This is a genomic window from Acidobacteriota bacterium (genome assembly GCA_016716435.1).
Classification (GTDB): domain Bacteria; phylum Acidobacteriota; class Blastocatellia; order Pyrinomonadales; family Pyrinomonadaceae; genus OLB17.
The window spans coordinates 240,197-257,459 of record JADJWI010000003.1; the positions used below are offsets into that span (position 1 = coordinate 240,197).

The 17,263-nt window shown below is 55.9% G+C and carries 13 protein-coding genes and 1 tRNA gene; 5 read left to right on the forward strand and 9 right to left on the reverse strand.

Translation table 11 applies throughout. The features are described 5' to 3' along the window. The first annotated feature begins 98 nt into the window (after positions 1–98). Complete coding sequence (locus IPM21_04310; protein MBK9163125.1) at positions 99–3,848, forward strand: multifunctional oxoglutarate decarboxylase/oxoglutarate dehydrogenase thiamine pyrophosphate-binding subunit/dihydrolipoyllysine-residue succinyltransferase subunit; 3,750 nt, start codon at positions 99–101, stop codon at positions 3,846–3,848. Positions 3,849–3,912: 64 nt separating this feature from the next. Then, entirely contained in the window at positions 3,913–5,145 is a 1,233-nt protein-coding gene (locus IPM21_04315) for a CapA family protein (GenBank protein MBK9163126.1), read from the forward strand. A gap of 201 nt (positions 5,146–5,346) precedes the next feature. Here the strand turns inward: IPM21_04315 and IPM21_04320 are convergent, their stop codons facing one another. Together IPM21_04320 and IPM21_04325 are read right to left on the reverse strand one after the other, a co-directional pair. Continuing rightward, positions 5,347–6,489, reverse strand: a complete 1,143-nt coding sequence (locus IPM21_04320; protein MBK9163127.1) for an SEC-C domain-containing protein — start codon at positions 6,487–6,489, stop codon at positions 5,347–5,349. 268 nt (positions 6,490–6,757) lie between these two features. Beyond that, complete coding sequence (locus IPM21_04325) at positions 6,758–8,176, reverse strand: hypothetical protein (GenBank protein ID MBK9163128.1); 1,419 nt, start codon at positions 8,174–8,176, stop codon at positions 6,758–6,760. 296 nt (positions 8,177–8,472) lie between these two features. Here IPM21_04325 and IPM21_04330 point away from each other — a divergent pair, with 296 nt between their 5' ends. Further along, a complete protein-coding gene (locus IPM21_04330; GenBank protein MBK9163129.1) occupies positions 8,473–9,549 on the forward strand; it encodes a hypothetical protein in 1,077 nt (358 codons plus the stop codon). Between the two features lie 76 nt (positions 9,550–9,625). Here the strand turns inward: IPM21_04330 and IPM21_04335 are convergent. Next, positions 9,626–9,700 (reverse strand) — tRNA-Asn (locus IPM21_04335). Between the two features lie 187 nt (positions 9,701–9,887). On the opposite strand from IPM21_04335, the gene IPM21_04340 reads away from it, so the two are divergent. Continuing rightward, the gene (locus IPM21_04340) at positions 9,888–10,316 is read left to right on the forward strand and encodes a DUF1801 domain-containing protein (GenBank protein MBK9163130.1); all 429 of its coding nucleotides are present in this window, start codon (positions 9,888–9,890) and stop codon (positions 10,314–10,316) included. An 8-nt stretch (positions 10,317–10,324) separates the two neighbouring features. On the opposite strand, the gene lon is transcribed toward IPM21_04340, so the two are convergent. From lon to IPM21_04360, 4 genes are all read right to left on the reverse strand, one after another. After that, positions 10,325–12,727 carry an endopeptidase La gene (gene lon / locus IPM21_04345; protein ID MBK9163131.1) on the reverse strand — a complete coding sequence of 801 codons (2,403 nt, stop codon included), beginning with the start codon at positions 12,725–12,727 and terminating at the stop codon, positions 10,325–10,327. 65 nt (positions 12,728–12,792) lie between these two features. Further along, on the reverse strand, positions 12,793–13,506 hold the full coding sequence (locus IPM21_04350; protein MBK9163132.1) for a TonB family protein: 714 nt from the start codon (positions 13,504–13,506) through the stop codon (positions 12,793–12,795). After that, positions 13,503–13,868, reverse strand: a complete 366-nt coding sequence (locus tag IPM21_04355) for an Hsp20/alpha crystallin family protein (protein ID MBK9163133.1) — start codon at positions 13,866–13,868, stop codon at positions 13,503–13,505. The genes IPM21_04350 and IPM21_04355 overlap by 4 nt, the downstream gene beginning before the upstream one ends. A gap of 13 nt (positions 13,869–13,881) precedes the next feature. Then, a complete protein-coding gene (locus tag IPM21_04360) occupies positions 13,882–14,343 on the reverse strand; it encodes a CBS domain-containing protein (GenBank protein ID MBK9163134.1) in 462 nt (153 codons plus the stop codon). Positions 14,344–14,508: 165 nt separating this feature from the next. Between IPM21_04360 and IPM21_04365 the strand changes: the two genes are divergently transcribed. Then, positions 14,509–14,856: a Rieske (2Fe-2S) protein gene (locus IPM21_04365; protein ID MBK9163135.1), complete on the forward strand. Its 348-nt coding sequence runs from the start codon at positions 14,509–14,511 to the stop codon at positions 14,854–14,856. Positions 14,857–14,922: 66 nt separating this feature from the next. On the opposite strand, the gene IPM21_04370 is transcribed toward IPM21_04365, so the two are convergent. Both IPM21_04370 and IPM21_04375 read right to left on the reverse strand, forming a co-directional pair. Then, complete coding sequence (locus tag IPM21_04370) at positions 14,923–15,450, reverse strand: hypothetical protein (protein ID MBK9163136.1); 528 nt, start codon at positions 15,448–15,450, stop codon at positions 14,923–14,925. A 124-nt stretch (positions 15,451–15,574) separates the two neighbouring features. Next, on the reverse strand, positions 15,575–17,185 hold the full coding sequence (locus IPM21_04375) for a YbaY family lipoprotein (protein ID MBK9163137.1): 1,611 nt from the start codon (positions 17,183–17,185) through the stop codon (positions 15,575–15,577). Positions 17,186–17,263: the final 78 nt, after the last annotated feature.

The window sequence follows — 17,263 nt, forward strand, 5'->3', positions numbered from 1 at the left end:
CCGCTCCTTATCTTTTTCCGCGGTTTCGGTTAAAATTAAAGTTTACTTTCGGTGCCATTTATCTAAGTTTTAAGGAAAATACTATAGTGAGCGACAAGATCACGAACATCTCGGAATTTATTACGGATAACTTTGGAGCAAACGCCAGCTATGTTGAGGCGTTGCTTGAGCGTTTTAAGAACGACCCGCGGTCAGTGGACGAATCCTGGCAAAGCTATTTCGGCGAGCTTTTGAGCGGCGGAATGCCCGACGCGGATGCACCGGCCAAGCCGGCCGAAGAAGCGAAACCCGCACCGGCGGCAAAATCCGAGCCTGCCGCAAAGCCGGCGACTCCGCCCGCACCTGCCGGCGTTGAGACCAAGGCGATCTTCGGCCCGGCAAAAAAGATCGTCGAGAACATGGAGCAGAGCTTGACCGTCCCGACGGCGACAAGCTTTCGCGACGTTCCGGTCAAGCTGCTCGAAGAAAATCGCCGCGTCGTCAACGAGCAGCTCAAGTCTCGCGGCAAGGGCAAGGTCTCGTTCACACACCTCATCGCCTGGGCGATCGTCCAATCGGCAAAGGCATATCCAACGATGAATAAGGGCTATGCCGTTGTTGATGGAGCTCCCTCACGCATCGAGAACGAAAGCATCAATCTCGGCATCGCCATCGATATCGAGAAAAAGGACGGCTCGCGGAGCCTGCTTGTCCCGAACATCAAGGGCTGCGAAAAGATGACCTTCCGCGAGTTCCTTGATGGCTTTAACGAGCAGGTCGGCAAGGCCCGCGACGGCAAGCTTGAGATCGCAGACTTTCAGGGCACGACCATTTCGCTTACAAATCCCGGAACGATCGGTACGGTTGCCTCAAACCCGCGGCTGATGTCCGGCCAGAGCGCGATCATCGCGACCGGCGCCATCGAGTATCCGGCTGAGTATCAGGCGATGACCGAGGCCGCACTCTCGCAGATCGGCATCAGCAAGACGATGACGCTGACCAGCACCTACGACCATCGCGTCATACAGGGTGCAGAGAGCGGCTTCTTCCTTGCAAAGATCCATAAGCTGCTCGTCGGCCAGGAAGGTTTCTACGACAAGGTCTTTACCGAGCTCGAGATCAAGATACCGCCGATGCGGTGGGCTGAGGATTTCAACCCCGCACTCTTCGGCGGCGACCGCATCGGCGAGCAGACCGAGAAACAGGCGAACGTCCTGCAGCTCATCAATGCCTATCGGACCCGCGGCCACCTTCTCGCCGATATCGACCCTCTCGATATGGCTCCTTATAACGCAGAGGAGCTCGAGCTTGAGAACTTCGGCCTGACCATCTGGGACCTCGACCGTGAGTTCATCACCGGCGGGCTCCATGGCGAAAAGACGCTGACGCTTCGCCGTATTCTCGAGATACTTCGCCGAGCGTACTGTGGCAAGGTCGGCACCGAATATCGCCACATTCAGAGCAAGGAAGAGAAGGAATGGATCCGGCGGCAGATCCGCAAGCACTTCGTTGATACCGAACCGCTTGCACCGGAGGTCAGGAAAGAACTTCTCCTCAGACTGATCGAGGCCGAGCAGTTCGAGCAGTTTCTGCACAAAAAATACCTCGGGCAAAAGCGTTTCTCGCTCGAGGGTTGCGAAACCGTTATCCCGATGCTCGACCAGTTGGTCGAAAGCTCGTCCGACCGCGGCGTTGACGAGATCTTTATGGGCATGGCCCACCGCGGCCGGCTCAACGTGCTTGCAAATATCGTTGGCGACGTACACTCAGGCGACCTCGCCGAGCGTATCTTTACCATCTTTGAGGGCAGCTCGCACCCGAGCTTTCCGGCCGATGAAGGCGACGTAAAATATCACCAGGGAGCGATCGGAAAGCGGCAGGCGAAGTCCGGCAAAGAGATCCAGATCGAGCTCGCCTGTAACCCTTCGCACCTTGAGTTCGTCGATCCGGTCGTTGAGGGAATGGTCCGCGCACGTCAAGATCAGCTCCTCGGCGGCGCCGAGGCCGATGCCCGCGAGCGCGACGCGGTCCACGACCGCATTCTGCCGGTTCTGCTTCACGGCGATGCGGCATTCGCCGGCCAAGGCATTGTGATGGAAACGCTCCAGCTCGCGAGCCTTCGCGGCTATCGGACCGGCGGCACCATCCATATCATCATCAACAACCAGATCGGCTTTACGACATCGCCCGAGGCGAGCCGCAGCTCGATCTATTCGACCGACGCCGCACAGATCACACAGACGCCGATCTTTCACATCAACGGCGACGACCCCGAAGCCGCTTATCGCGTCATTCAGATAGCGCTCGATTATCGGCAGGAATACAACAAGGACGTCGTTCTCGACCTCGTCGGTTTCCGCCGGCTTGGCCACAACGAAGGCGACGAGCCGAGCTACACACAGCCGCTGATGTATGCGCGGGTCAAGGCGCATCCGGGCGTCCGCCATCTTTACGCACAGCACCTGATCCGCGAAGGCGTGATCACCGAGGAAGAGCTTGCCGAGATGACGGGCCAGATCGTCGGCAAGTACGAAGGTATTCTCGAACGCGCCAAAGAGATCGCCGGCGGCTCGAAAAAGCGGACCGAGCTTCCGCCGCACCTGGCCGAAGAGGATGGCTCGGCGGTCATCGAAACCGGCACCGCCCGTGAAGTGCTCCGCGAGATCGCGGACACGATCACGCTCATCCCCGAGGCCTTTTCGATCAATCCGAAAATGGTCGGCCAGCTCGGCCGCCGTGCGAAGATGGGCACCGGCGAGGTGCCGATGGATTGGGCGTTTGGCGAGGCGATGGCGTTCGGCTCGCTCGTCAAGGAAGGCCACCGCGTCCGCCTCAGCGGACAGGACTCCGGCCGCGGCACATTCTCGCAGCGGCACGCCCTGATGTATGACACCAATACCGGTGACCTCTGGTCGCCGCTGGGCGACATCCGCAGCGAGGACGACCCGCTCGCACGCTTTCAGGTCTTTGACAGCTCGCTCTCGGAGAACGCCGTGCTCGGCTTTGAATACGGCTACGCGGTTAAGGCGAATGACGCACTTGTCATGTGGGAAGCGCAGTTTGGCGACTTTGCCAATGGCGCACAGGTCATCATCGATCAATACATCGCCGCCTCCGAGGACAAATGGGGCCAGAAATGCCGCCTCGTGTTGCTGCTCCCGCATGGCTACGAGGGCCAGGGGCCGGAGCACTCATCGGCCCGGCTTGAGCGCTTCTTGCAGCTCTGTGCCGAGAACAATTTACAGGTTTGCTACCCGACGACGCCGGCCCAGTATTTCCATATGCTCCGGCGGCAGGTCAAGAGCGATAGCGTTCGCCCGCTGGTCGTGATGACGCCCAAGAGCCTGCTTCGGTTGCCGGCTGCGGCCTCGCAGATCGAAGAATTGACCGGGGGCGGTTTCCGTCCCGTGATCGATGACGCGGCGGTCGAGGATCGCTCGAAAGTGGTTCGCGTCGTGCTCTGCTCCGGCAAGGTCTTTTATGACCTGCAGGCCGGCCGCGAAGATTCGCACGATGGCCGCGTCGCACTCGTCCGGCTCGAGCAGTTCTATCCTTTCCCGTCGGCGGCGGTTACTGAAACGCTTGCCGCGTATCCGAATGCGAAGGACATCGTCTGGGCACAGGAAGAGCCGCAGAACATGGGCGGATGGACGTTTGCCGAGCCGCGGATACGCAAGCTGCTTGCCGATGGCCGCAAGCTTCGCTACATCGGCCGCCTCGCCTCGGCCTCGCCGGCTACCGGGTCTTACACCATCCACGAACTCGAACAAAAAGAGATCGTGGAACGCTCCATCATCGCGGATACCGACGAGATCTCAGCCGCAAGCGAGCCCGAGGTCTCAGAAAAACTCGCGCCTGCATCTGCGTAAGGCGGTGAAGACATCTTATAGTTAAAAGGGCGCCCGGCTGCCCCCGGCTCTTTCCCTCGAGCAAATGACAAATACGTTACCTATCGCCTTTGGACTCGTTGCCTTTGCGTCCGGCATTGCCGGTCTCGCCGGCTGTGGTTCGACGCCTGCCAGCGGCCTCGAACCCTCGCGATCTGCTGAGGCAAAGGCGACGCCCACTCCAACGCCTTCTAACAAGAATTCGATCACCATCGCCGCCGTCGGCGACATAATGCTCGGCTCGCCATTTCCGAACGATACCCGAATGCCGCCGAACGACGGCCGCGACCTGCTGAAAGACGTTGCGCCGCTTCTTTCCGCCGCGGACATCGCCTTCGGAAACCTTGAAGCCCCGATGACCGACGGCGGCGAGTCGGCGAAGTGCCGCCCCCGAAAGCCTGCGAAGCCGGTCAAGCCCACCGTGCCGACCGAGCCGATCGAGCCGGTTGAACCGGTCAACGTCAACAAGCCGAAAAAGCCCAAGCCGGACGAGCCGATCCGCTGCTACGCCTTCCGAATGCCGACCCGCTACGGCAAGTATCTGAAGGAAGCGGGATTTGATGTGCTCAGCCTCGCGAACAACCACTCGCTCGATTTCGGCCTTGCCGGCATCGCCGATACCCGCGAAACGCTCGACGCTCTCGGCCTTAAACACGCAGGCAGCAATCGGCTGAAACACTCGACCGCCTATCTTGAGGTGAAGGGCCTGACGGTCGCCTTCATCGGCTTTGCACACAACACGATCGTCCCGAACGTCAACGACCTCGTCGCCGCCCGCCGGCTCGTCACCGAAGCTGATAAGAAGGCGGACATCGTCGTCGTTTCATTCCACGGGGGAGCCGAGGGCACGGGCAGCCAAATGGTGCCAAACCGGACCGAGATGTACTTTGGCGAAAAGCGCGGAAACCTGCCGCTCTTCTCCCGAACGGTCATCGATGCCGGTGCCGATCTTGTGCTCGGCCACGGGCCGCATGTGCTCCGCGGCATCGAGGTCTATAAAGGCCGCCTCATCGCCTATTCGCTCGGCAACTTCGCCACCTACGGCTGGTTTCGGCTCGAGGCCGAGCTGGCCCTGACGATGATCCTCGAAGCCGAGCTCGACCGCGATGGCCGCTTCGTCGCCGGCAAGATCCACGCCGGCCGCCAGGAAGGCCGCGGCATCCCCGTGCTCGACCCCAGCGGCGAGGCCATCAGCAAGGTCCGCACCCTCTCGCTAACCAACTTCGGCCCAACCGCCCCCAACATCTCCGAAACCGGCACCATCACACCCAAACTCTAACCCGTTCAACGCTTCAAGTCCCGGCTTCAGCTCCTCGTTCTGAGTCCCAGCTTTAGCTCGCATTCTGCTCTTTAGCGCGAGCCAGATGCCCTTGCCGCTACATCGAAAAACTGATACCGGTGCGCAGAGAGTTGGAAGTTCTCGATAACGGCTATCGGGCCATATGTTCTTGCGTTCGGTTCGTATTTCACGAGTGGGAGCTCAGCTTAAAAAGCTGCCTGGATACTCTGCCCTTAGTAAATAAAGGGCCAGACATTTGCACAAGGGCAACCAATGTGACACCTCATTAATGTGTGCTGCATCGTCTATCGTAATAGGCGTCACGGCCTCATCTCTTAATACTGTGTGCGCAATCCTATTTCGGACCATATCTAGTTCGGAGCTTTTGTTAATAACGTCGTTCACTTTCCGACCAACTACCGCTGCTGGAAAAACTTGGCTAATAGCTAAGTCGCTCCAGCGTTGTTTACCGAATAATGCAGATAGCCAGGCTTGCTGTTCTGAATTGGAATTAGGTATCAGGTCTTTAGGTCTATTAGGTTTTCGTCCGGGTAACAAGATGCGTTCGTTCTCTTTCTTGACGCGTCCTTCCCTCATCTTTCGCAATCCCTCTATTATCTTGTAAAAACAAAGGAACTGATAGTTTGGGCTGTTGCTGTTTAGACCTTCCCTGTACAGGCTCGCATATCGTTCAAACTCAGGTTCCTTCGAAACATTAACGAGCATCGGGGTTTTTTGGTTACGAAAAGGTAAGGTTACACTGCTCATGTGGGCATTTGTGGCCAGTTCTTTTATCGCCCATCTTGAGATGTAAACCGGTGCATTGTTTAACAAAGAAATACGACTTAAGATGGGACAAAGTGCATCGAACGCCTTGTTCATTGCGTCGGTTAGACTTTCTGCATGGAGCGTTGAACACTCGATCAAAGACAAATAGCCTTTCTCATTAGCCTTGCCCCGAAACTCGAAATTTCCGCTAGGAAGACTGGCCATTAGAATCGCCTCCAGTTCATTTGGATCACCTACGAAAAGGTGGGAATCACCTTCGTTGGGGTCAAACCCAAACTTGATATGGTTCTCCGCCACTGGCGGTTCGTTAGGCTTGCCAAGTAGAAAGGTTACGTGGTAATTGCCGGGCGAGCCGCCTGGAATTGGGCGTTCCTTACTCTTACTGTTGAATGGAGCAATATTCAACAATAACGGTATACCACACAGTCCCCAGGTTCCCTCCATTTTCAATTCTTGATCTTGTGAAGTTTTCATCGTCGATTTTTGAGCACAGCACTTTTTATATTTCCTACCGCTTCCGCACGGACACATTTCATTTGGCTTTATCTTTGTCATTATTCGAATCAACCATTTGTGATCGACGACCTATTCCGATTGGGACTACGCGACATCCCCATCCGAATCTTCGTGTCAGACCTGCGACGTTGCGTTTTTGTCTCTTTCGCTATCCACTACATTACAACTAAGCGGAAAGACAACGGGGAGCTAATCGCGCTGGCGCGAAATCACTACAATTATCTTTCGCGTTAAAATCGCAGGCCTCGCCCGAATTTCCATGTTGTTTTCCGATGGTTGCCCCTCGGTTGCCCGATCCACGGATCCGCTAAAGGTTTCTTGAATCGACAAACTCGATGCCTTCTTCGTCTTTAATGACTTTCGCGATGTTGATATATTCGCCGGCGTAACCAAGCAGTTTCAGAAATATCCGGTCTAGGAAGTTGACCATGAAATAGTATTCCTCGATCGGGTCGGCAAGCGGCGCACATTCGGCTCGCTCGGGAGCAGTCGCCGCGTTGCAATAGAAGTCGGCCGCGTGTACGAGCTTATTCCGGCAAGCTATGAAAAGCTTCACCTCGCGCTTGTCCGGGTTGAACCCGATCTCCTCGAAAAGCTTGGTGAGCGAGTATCTAAATGAGCGACGATTAAACGAACGCATTCGTGCTTTATTGGTGAAGGTCGATCGTTGTTCAGGGCTGACATCTGGATCGTGCTTCAATACGGCGTCGAACGCCTCGGTCAGCGCCGGCGTCAGCTTTTCGAATTTCTCATCGGGGATAATGAACTCGGAAAATGGACTTCCGTCGCGATGCAAAAAAGCGTGTTTTAGTCCCTCCAGAGCAACGGCCAATTTTGCACCGCGAGTCTCCATGAAGTCCGATTCGCTCTTCGCGTCAATGTAAGAATCGATCGTTCCGCGGTCGAGTTCGTAATCCTTGCACCGTTGGCAAAACACCGTGTATGCCTGCTCAATGAAAAGCCTGGTGGGATTGTCGTCAGCGCGACAGTCGATTACGCTGAGCGGGCCGTACGGTTTGCTGATGCGGTGTGCGTGAGTTCTTCGTATCAGATTGCCGTCCTTGTCGAGCTGGTCACGAAATATCCATTGGATCTTGGTGCCCCGTGCAACTGACGCAATCAGGCAAAGGCGTCCGATTACCGCGTCGATCTCCTTGACGTTTCGGAACTTCTCAACATCCACCTCAGCAGTACAGGTCACTTCTATTGATTTGAGAGTGGATACACGAAGCATCGTTTCTTTATAATCCTTTGCTGGCTTGAGCTCGACAAGACACCATTCTCTATTGTCGGTCAGCCTCAAAGGGAGGCATTCATGCCAGTACTGATCGAACAAGATGTGCGCTCGGCTCATTCTGAAGTTGGTGAGGCCGAACCTTAATTTCGCGGGAGCTTTGTCCGACGCGGTCACCACAAGTTCCTTGGGCTTCAACGCCGTCCGCGATCCGGCTCGGCCCAAACTGCCCAAAAGAACATTTATGCTTGTGTTCCGCCCCCGACTTTCTACTGTCTTTCCGTCTTTCGTCTGGCCTCGTAACTGTACTTCATCTCCCAGACCAAACATAAAATACTCACCGGGAAGGGACGTGCACAGGAGAATGATCGTACCGTCCTTCAGTTGTCCGGTTTCGAACTCGCATTCGTAGTCAGCTCCGTTTGAAGAGGTAAGTATGCCCGTGCCTTCGTAAATATCGATGCACTTTCCGTAATGATCTTCGAGGCTCATCGAGTTAGAATAAAACACAGTTGGAGGATTGTTTACCCGAAGCAAAGCAATAAATCATTTTGGAGCAAATGGCTGCTGAAAGCGCAATGCCGCCAATTGCGCATACGCCCTAGGCGTCTGAGTTGCTTCACCTTTCAACGATTTCATTGGCGTCTTTTCGCGAACCATCTTCTTTTCATTAAATGTAGTGCCCGCCATGCATCCATTTTCTCCGTTGTGCATCTCAGAGAAATAGAAATACAGATTTCGAATAATCGTTAGTTAAACAGATTCACAAACGAAGCGAGGTAAATGTTATGAAGGGCTTAGCAAGTTTCAGCCTTACGGTGGTGGTGTGTTTTTGCATCGGAGTTGTATCGGCATTTGGACAGACCGCGTACCGGATCTCGGCGCCATACACGAACCAAAATTTGACGATCTTCCTTATCCACGGTGAAGATGCGAGCAGCAATAAAGATCTGATCACGCTGCAAGAGGCGATGGAGATGAAGGTCTTCAAGGTGTATGAAACCGAAGACGTGGACGAGTTGATCGTCGAAAACATCTCGCCTAAGTACGACGTTTTCATCCAGTCCGGCGACATCGTTAAGGGCGGAAAGCAGGACCGCGTGCTTGCGATCAGCATCATAGTTCCGCGAAACTCCGGCAAGGTCTCGATCGAAGCTTTCTGCGTTGAATCAGATAGATGGGAAGGCCGCGGCAACGAAAGCCAGAAGGAATTTTCATCGTCGGAAGAAAGAATAGTTTCCCGGGAGCTGAAGCTCGCGGCAAATGGACCGGGAACGGCATCGGGATCTGGAACGGGTTCAGGTTCGGGTTCGGCATCGGGTGCGGCACCGCCTCCTCCGGCTAGGGGTTCACAAACAGCGGTTTGGACTGAGGTGGCGAACGCACAGAGGAATATCTCTGCCAACGTGACCGTCGATGTTACGGCAAACAGCTCAGCCTCGAGCCTCCAGCTTTCGCTTGAGAATAAGAAACTCGTAAAAGCCAGAGAAGAGTTCGCAAAGAAATTCTCTGAGCTTACAAAAGGCAAGACCGACGTCATCGGGTATGCCTTCGCCATCAATGGCAAGATAAACAGCGCCGATATTTACGTGTCCAATCACCTCTTCAACAAGGTCTGGCCGAAAATGCTGAACGCGGCCGTCACCGAAGCGATCTCGCTGGCCGATCAAGAAGAAGCAGAAAGCGAACCGACCGCGGGCGATATCAGCACCTTTCTCTCGGAGGCCGATAAAGGAACACCGAAAGAACGTCAAACGGTTGCCAAATCAAAAGTCGTCACCCGCTCTACAGAAAATGAGGTCGTATACGAGGCGAGAGATAAAGCAAACGTCGTCGTTCATCGTAGCTATGTGAAATTGAACTGATCGCGCCACACGGGAAAAACTGCGGAAAATAGAAAAGCGGTGGTCAATATGACCACCGCTAAACTCTTCTAAAAATTGGCTCCGCAGGTAAGACTCGAACTTACAACCCTTCGGTTAACAGCCGAATGCTCTGCCATTGAGCTACTGCGGAATGCACCCCGCGAGGGGCGAACTTAGAGAATAGGAGTTTCGAAAAACCTTGTCAAGCGCATTTGGGCGAGGCTTTTGAATGTGGCGGGCGAACGGTTTAGTGTGTATTCCCCCGCGGGCGCATTAAGATATGCGGCATCGGGATAGCCATTCGCCGCCGGGCGATTTTCTTGTATAATCACGGGGCTATGGCCAAGGCAGAGTTAAAGACACAGGAAACGGACGCGAGCGTTGAGGACTTTATCGGCTCGGTAGAGAATGAAACGCTGCAGCAGGATGCCTTTCGCCTGCTTGAGATGTTTAAGCGGATCACGAAAGAGGAGCCAAAGATGTGGGGCCCTTCGATCATCGGCTTCGGGAGCCGGACGTTAAAATACGAATCGGGCCGCGAGCTTGATTGGATGATAACGGGCTTTAGCCCGCGGAAGGCGAACCTTTCGCTTTACGTGCTCTGCGGCGCTGAGGGTGAGGACGAGCTTCTTGCCAAGCTCGGCAAATACAAGAACGGCGTTTCGTGTCTCTATATCAACAAGCTGGCCGATATCGACGAAAAGGTGCTCGAACGCCTGATAAAAGTATCGGTCGCAAAAGCGCGAAAGAGCACGAAGGCGTGCTGAGTCTTCGCTCAGCTATCCTTTGCGATCAACCGATCCGAGGGCTGCTCGCCGCCGCCATCGCGTTCGGGAATGATCAGGTTCGCCGGCGTCGCTCCGGCCGAATCAACGGGCTCAAGAGCGGCGTTCAAAACATCGCTCACCCGCTTTGCCTTGATTATCTCCAGTTCCTTGCGGACGTCCTCCGGAATCTCATCAACATCGGCCTCATTCTGCTCGGGCAAAATTATCCGGCGGATGCCGGCGCGATGTGCTGCGAGCACTTTTTCCTTGATGCCGCCGACCGGAAACACCAAACCCGAAAGCGTTATCTCGCCCGTCATTGCCGTATCTGACCGCACCTTGCGGCCGCTGTAAAGCGAGGCAAGCGCCGAGGCCATCGTCACACCCGCACTCGGCCCGTCCTTCGGGATAGCCCCGGCCGGAACGTGGAGGTGAACGCCGTTCTGCTTGATGGCATCGGGGTCAATGTCAAACTCTGCGGCGTGCGACCAAAGGTAGCTGCGGGCCGCCTGAGCCGATTCCTTCATCACATCGCCGAGCTGGCCGGTCAGCGTAAGTCCGCTGCCGCCGGGCAGGCCGGTCGCCTCGATAAAGAGAACCTCGCCGCCCATCTCGGTCCAGGCCATTCCGGTCGCAACGCCCGCGGGCATCTCGGTTCGTGCCGATTCCGGATGAAACCTCGGCGGGCCAAGATACTCACGGATCTCCGCTACATCGATCGTAACTTTGTCTTTCGAGCCCTCGGCGACCTTCAGCGCGACCTTGCGGGCAATGTTGCCGATGGCTCGTTCGACCTGCCGCACGCCGGCCTCGCGTGTGTATCGCGAGGTGAGCAAATTGATGGCGGCGTCGGTGATCTCAAACTGCTCTTCGGTCAGTCCGTTTTCCCGCACCTGCCGCGGGACAAGATATTGCTTCGCGATGTTGAGCTTCTCGCGGTCGCTGTAGCCGGCGATCTGGATTATCTCCATTCGGTCGCGGAGCGGCATCGGGATCGGCCCGAGCGAATTCGCCGTCGCGATGAAAAAGACCTTCGAAAGATCGAACGGCAGATCAAGATAATTATCGCGAAACGTATTGTTCTGCGCCGGGTCGAATATCTCGAGCAGGGCGGCCGATGGGTCGCCGCGATAGTCGTTGCCAAGCTTATCTATCTCGTCAAGCATCATCACCGGATTATTGACGCCGACGCGGCGAAGAGCTTGAATTATCCGACCCGGCATCGCGCCGATGTATGTCCTTCGGTGGCCGCGGAGCTCGGCCTCATCGCGCATGCCGCCAAGCGACATCCGCTCAAATTCACGCCCGAGCGAGCGGGCGATCGAACGCCCAAGTGAGGTCTTGCCAACGCCCGGAGGCCCGACGAATAGCAGGATCGGGCTCTTCGAATCCGGCCGCAGCTTTACGACCGCGAGCGATTCGAGTATGCGTTCCTTTACGTCCTCAAGCCCGTAGTGATCTTCATCCAAAACCCGGCGGGCCTCGCCGAGGTCGAGTTTTTCTTCGCTCGATTTCCGCCAGGGAAGCTCGAGCACATATTCGAGATATGTGCGGATAACGTGATAGTCCGGCGCCGACTGCGGCAGAGCCTCCATCCGCTTGAGTTCCCGCTCGGCCTCTTTGCGGACGTCGTCGGGTATATCGGCCGTTTCAAGCCGCTCGCGGAGCTGCTCCGCCTCGGCCTTTTCGCCTCTATCCTCGTCCTCGCCGAGTTCTTTTTTGATCGCCTTTAGCTGCTGTCGGAGAACGTAATCCCGCTGGGCTTTATCCATCTCGCCCTGTGCCTCGGACGCGATCTTGGTCCGGATCTGCATTATCTCGACCTCGCGGGCGAGAGCGGCGTGTGTCAGCGTCAAAAGCGAATCGACCGTTTCGGACTCGAGCATTTTTTGCTCGGTCTCGGTGCCAAGGTCGAGCACCGAGGCCATGAAATACGAGAGCTGGACCGGGTCCTGCTGCGTCATAACAGCCATCCGGATCTCCGGCGGCACCTGTGGAAGCATCGCGAGAGCTTCCTGGATCAACCCGTGTATGTTCCGCTTGAGTGCCTCGATCTCTTCCTCGTCAACGCGTTCGAGCTCCGGCAGCTTTTCGACGCGGGCCTTGAGATACGGCTGTTCCTCAAGCCACTCGACAATGCGGAAACGCTCAAGCCCCTGAACGATGAGCTGCATCACGCCCTCGTTCCGCATCATCCGCTTGATGCTGACGATGGTGCCGATGGTGTAAATGTCGTCGTACTTCGCCTCGTCGCCGGAGACCCCTTCCGTTTTCGTAGTAATGCAGCCGAGAAGCTTTTCCTCGGTGGTCAGCGCGGATTCGGTAGCCCGCATCGAGCGCTCGCGGCCGACCGCCAGCGGCACGACCGTGTCCGGAAAAAGGGTCGTATTCTGAAGCGGCAATATCGCCATCTCAGAGATATGCGGAATTTCGACCTCGGTAACTATCGTCGGATTTTGGGGTGTTTCATCTGCCATTATTTCCCTTCGTTTTGTTTCAGCCACTTCTCGCGTTCTACTCTGCAAGTGGAACAGAAATAGGTTTCTTCATTTTCAATGCCGGTGTCTACACATCCACGGTTCGATTCGAGATTGGCATTCGGGAAAAACGTTTCCTCCGCTCGGTCATATCGTTCAAAGTAATCGTCCTCGTCTGAGAAACGAGCAATCAACCCGTAAGATACGGACTGAATCTCTACTTCCATCAACCTGTTATGAACTTCGCAATACCGGTCCTTAATGACACCATCTTTCCGCGGCAGCAAAAGCGTCTTCGGTGCATATGTGCCTACAGAAACTTTGACCACAAAGGAGGATTCGAATGAAGATTCCGTCCGCGTTACACGCTCCACCTCACCTTGTTCAATGGTGAACCAGCCTCCATGAGTGTAATGAAACTGAAGGACCACTGTTCTAACTTCTGAATCAGCAACGGGTGCGAACCGCCATTCTCTTGCCGCTTGGGCAGAGATGGCTCTCAACAACGGATGCCCGGAAATTACCTTTGCTGAACTTACATTACCCTCCGGAGCGATCTCGATAGCAACGATCACTTGACCTTCGGCTCTAACCACTTCAGCCGCTGGAGGGTACTTCTCCGGGGCTTTACGAAAGATCGGCTCAAGTGAATTTTGAGCCGAGGCGAGCGTCCCCGCCGAGAGAAGAACTAAGATTATTGAAAGTTGTCTCATCTTTCTTTCGACTTCAGCCGGATGATCAGCAAACCGTTATCGAACATGTGATCGAGCGTTACGCCCTCGATCGGCGACGGGAATTTGAGCGTTTTCTCGAAGCGGCTGTAGGTGATCTCCATCTGGTGATACGAGGCACCGTCGCCGCACGAGCGGTCCTTTCGGCAGCCGACGATGTAAAGCACATTGCCCTCGACCTCTATTTCAACATCTTCGGCCGCAACGCCGGCAAGTTCGACCTTGACGACCCAGCCTTCAGAGGTCTGATAAACATCGGCCGCCGGAAACCACAAACGCCCCGAGGGCTTTGCTCCCTTTGAAGAACCGAGAAATTGAAAATGACGGTTGAATGCCTTTGCCATAATGGCCGAAAACCTACTTCTTGCTCCAAAATGCCGTGCCGCTTGAGATCTCTTCGAGCGTTTCGGCGATCTCGCGTTCGTCTTCCATTTCAAGCGCGACGTCCGCCATTGAGATAATGCCCGCGAGCGAGCCATCCGCCTCTACGACCGGTATTCGGCGGACCTGCTTATCGCCCATCAGCCTTACGGCCTCAAAGGCAAAGTCGTCCGGCCCGACAGAAAATATCTCGGTCGTCATCGCCTCGGCGATCGGTGTTTCCGGCCCCTTGCCTTCGGCGACCGCCCGGACGACGATGTCGCGGTCGGTTACGATCCCGACAAGCCGCCCGCTCTCGACCACCGGCACCGAGCCCACGTCGCCCTCGCGAAGCAACCGGGCAACATCGCGAAGCGTCATCTCGCGAGTCGCGGTCGTAACCTTCGCCGTCATTATCTGGCGGCACTTAACGCGCTCATTCTTTGTCGCTTCGGTCATCGCAATTTGCTCCGTTCTTTTATTTTGTTTTAGATATGCTTATAAAGCAAGGAAAAGAAATTTCGAGCCCCGCAGGCGTGAGATGCCGCGGCCGTTGCGTTATCCTATTTGTTTAGCAGCAAGCGGCCAATTCTCACCTTTGAGCCGCGGGGCCGCCTGAATGTAATGGGAAAGTCGAGAACAAATAAACGAAAACCGCCGCGTGAAGGACGCGTCGTAACGGTCGGCCGTGCAGAATCGGTCCCGCCGGGCCGCGGAGCGACCGTCCAGCTAAAGGACGGCAGCGAGGTCGCGGTATTCAACGTCGGCGGCCGCTTTTTTGCCATCGAGAATTTCTGCCCTCACAAGGGCTATCCGCTTGCCGATTCCAAACTCCGCGGCACAACGGTCGAATGCGAATTCCACGGCTGGAAGTTCGACGTAACCAGCGGCGAGTGCTTCACCAAGCCGCAATGCTCGATCGACCGCTACGACGTCACCATCGAGGACGGAATGATCAGGCTCCACGTATAAAAAAATCGGCGAGCCCGCCATCGAGCTCGCCGAACATTAATTTATCAGGTCCTTCGACCCGTCGGGTCAAATGCTGCGGTTACGGTAGGCGATTACCAGCGGTTCCGGGCCGCTTGTGTATTCCGTGATGCCGCGTTCGACAAACTTGCCCTTCCGCGGTTCCATTACCTCGACCATCTGCATATCAAGGTCATAGCCGCAAATGACGTTAACGTGGTTGCCATTCGAGAATGCGTCGAAGTAGCCGACGATTACCGGGCCGCGTGTCGCAAGTGTCTCGTGGATAAGCCCTGGACGAAGTGCAGGCTCCTCATAAACGAACATTTCGAACCGCGGCTGACGGTAAAGGCTAAGCAACTCGTGCTTCTCCAGAATGCCATAGTCTGCGTGGCTCTTCTTATGTACATCACCCGTTGTGCTGTCGCTGTTGTACATCGCCTTGATGTCCCTCTCTTTCCTTAAAGCCGACTGCGAAAAAACGGTTCCGAATTTGTTTGCACGCTGCCACCATTCAAGACAGGCGGCCCAGCATGCGTTCTTATGTTCCTGTTTGATCGGTTTAACTTTTTTATAATCGTTATCTACAAAGCCCATTATTAAAGCCTCCCATACAGGTTTACTGACTGCTGTTCGCGGCGGTTTTTGCATAAGCCGAGCACAAAAACGGCGGGAACGCCGTTTTCGGGCCCCGCCTTTTTGGTTTAAGTTACGCTGAAGATCAGAATCTCAAGGCCACATTCTGCCCGTCAAGCACGAGGTTGTTACCGATAACGGCGTTCAGATTCCGGCCGCTGTATCGCACCTCGATCTCGCCCGAGGCATCGGCATCACCCGAACTCTGGACCATTATCCTTGCCGAATTGCTGTCAAAGGCGACGAGCTTTCCTTCAAAGTTGATCGTTCCGTTAAGCCGGGTTATCGAGACGGTCGCTGTGCCGTCGGTTTGGATCGTCACCGTTCCGCGAATAATCAAATCCGTACTGCGGCCTTCGATCTGGAATGAGCCCGTGCCAAACTTCGAAACGTTTAGCGACTGGCCCGTTATGACCTCGGGCTCATCGCTCGCCGGGCTAACAACGATCTCAACGCCCTGAACATTCGCGTTGCGAAGGTTGACGGGCGTTCCGGCCTCCGATCGGAATCGAAGCGTCTTATTCGAGCGAATCTCGGCCAACACCACATAGCTTCGCTGAAGATTGACGTCGCGGCGTTCGTACCCGAGTTCGAACGGCAAAGGCACCTGCCGCGTGCCGGGCGTTACGGTCGTTTCCGCCACCGGCGTCCCTTCGGGATCTTCGGCGTCAACGAGCTTAACGAGAATCTCTGAATCTGCCGGCAGGGCGATCCTCTGCCGATAGGTGACCGTTCCGCGGATCGTTCCCGAAGCCTGTCCCGTTCCCGGGCCCGGACGGCCGACGGGGACAACGACGATATCGACATTCCGCGGGCTTCCCTGCGTGATAACCGGATAATTGGTGTCCGTCGTGTAAAGCAGCCGCCCGCCGTCGCGGATCTCGGCCCGGATCGCGTAGCGGTTCCGCTCCTGGATGCGCGTCCGGTCGTAGGCAAAACTGAAATCGAACGGGACCTGCTTGCCGCCGGTGTTGATCTGTTGCCGGGCGATAACGTCCGCCGCAGCATCCGCCCTTGAGACATCAAGCAGCGAAACGGTCAGAACAGCCGTCGGCGGAAGCGCCATCCGTGTCCGATACGTCACCGTTCCGGAAACGACGTTGTCCTGCGCCTCGATCGGGCCTGAATTCTCGCAGTTCGGCCGCGTATCCACGTCAACGGCCTTGACTACCGGACGCGTTCCCAACGTGATCTCGTAGTTGACGTAGCTCGTCCGCGAGGGACAGCACAATCCGTCGTCGTCATCGTAGCGGACGAACTGAACGGTCAGGTTATCGGGGTTAAAGAATTGGATCGTGCTCAAAGCTCCATCGGTCCGTGAATTGGAGACCGTCGGGGCGAGCGTCCCGGCAAAGCGGTTCCCGACGAAGACGAAACCGTTGTATTCGTTCGGCCGGCACATCCCGTCAACGCTCGCCATTGCGGTTACGATCGCGATCGTCCCGTAGCTGTACGTCGGGCCGAAGAGGAACCAGCCCGCCCGAGTCAGTGCCCGGTCGTTGATCGTTTCCGCTGCCCGGATCGTGCCGCGGCACATCTGCGAAGTTGGCGCCTCGCCGTTACTACGCGGAGCGGCCGGTATTACTCCATTGCCGGTGTTCCACGGCGTCGAGAATCCGCGGTCAAGCCAAGAGGTTTGGCCGAAGGCCGTAGCGGACAGTATGGCAAAAAGCAGCGTCAAAAGACGGATATTCATTATTCTCTCCTCCCAAAATGATCGTTTTAACGATAAAGCAACTCACCGGTATAGTCCTAGTGAGCGTCAAAATTTGCA

Bases quoted from the DNA above. Each gene is read 5' to 3' on its own strand.
- IPM21_04350 (MBK9163132.1), bottom strand. From the start codon at position 13,506: ATGAGACAACTTTCAATAATCTTAGTTCTTCTCTCGGCGGGGACGCTC.
- IPM21_04365 (MBK9163135.1), top strand. From the start codon at position 14,509: ATGGGAAAGTCGAGAACAAATAAACGAAAACCGCCGCGTGAAGGACGC.
- IPM21_04330 (MBK9163129.1), top strand. From the start codon at position 8,473: ATGAAGGGCTTAGCAAGTTTCAGCCTTACGGTGGTGGTGTGTTTTTGC.
- lon (MBK9163131.1), bottom strand. From the start codon at position 12,727: ATGGCGATATTGCCGCTTCAGAATACGACCCTTTTTCCGGACACGGTC.
- IPM21_04375 (MBK9163137.1), bottom strand. From the start codon at position 17,185: ATGAATATCCGTCTTTTGACGCTGCTTTTTGCCATACTGTCCGCTACG.
- IPM21_04340 (MBK9163130.1), top strand. From the start codon at position 9,888: ATGGCCAAGGCAGAGTTAAAGACACAGGAAACGGACGCGAGCGTTGAG.
- IPM21_04325 (MBK9163128.1), bottom strand. From the start codon at position 8,176: ATGAGCCTCGAAGATCATTACGGAAAGTGCATCGATATTTACGAAGGC.
- IPM21_04320 (MBK9163127.1), bottom strand. From the start codon at position 6,489: ATGACAAAGATAAAGCCAAATGAAATGTGTCCGTGCGGAAGCGGTAGG.
- IPM21_04370 (MBK9163136.1), bottom strand. From the start codon at position 15,450: ATGGGCTTTGTAGATAACGATTATAAAAAAGTTAAACCGATCAAACAG.
- IPM21_04360 (MBK9163134.1), bottom strand. From the start codon at position 14,343: ATGACCGAAGCGACAAAGAATGAGCGCGTTAAGTGCCGCCAGATAATG.
- IPM21_04315 (MBK9163126.1), top strand. From the start codon at position 3,913: ATGACAAATACGTTACCTATCGCCTTTGGACTCGTTGCCTTTGCGTCC.
- IPM21_04355 (MBK9163133.1), bottom strand. From the start codon at position 13,868: ATGGCAAAGGCATTCAACCGTCATTTTCAATTTCTCGGTTCTTCAAAG.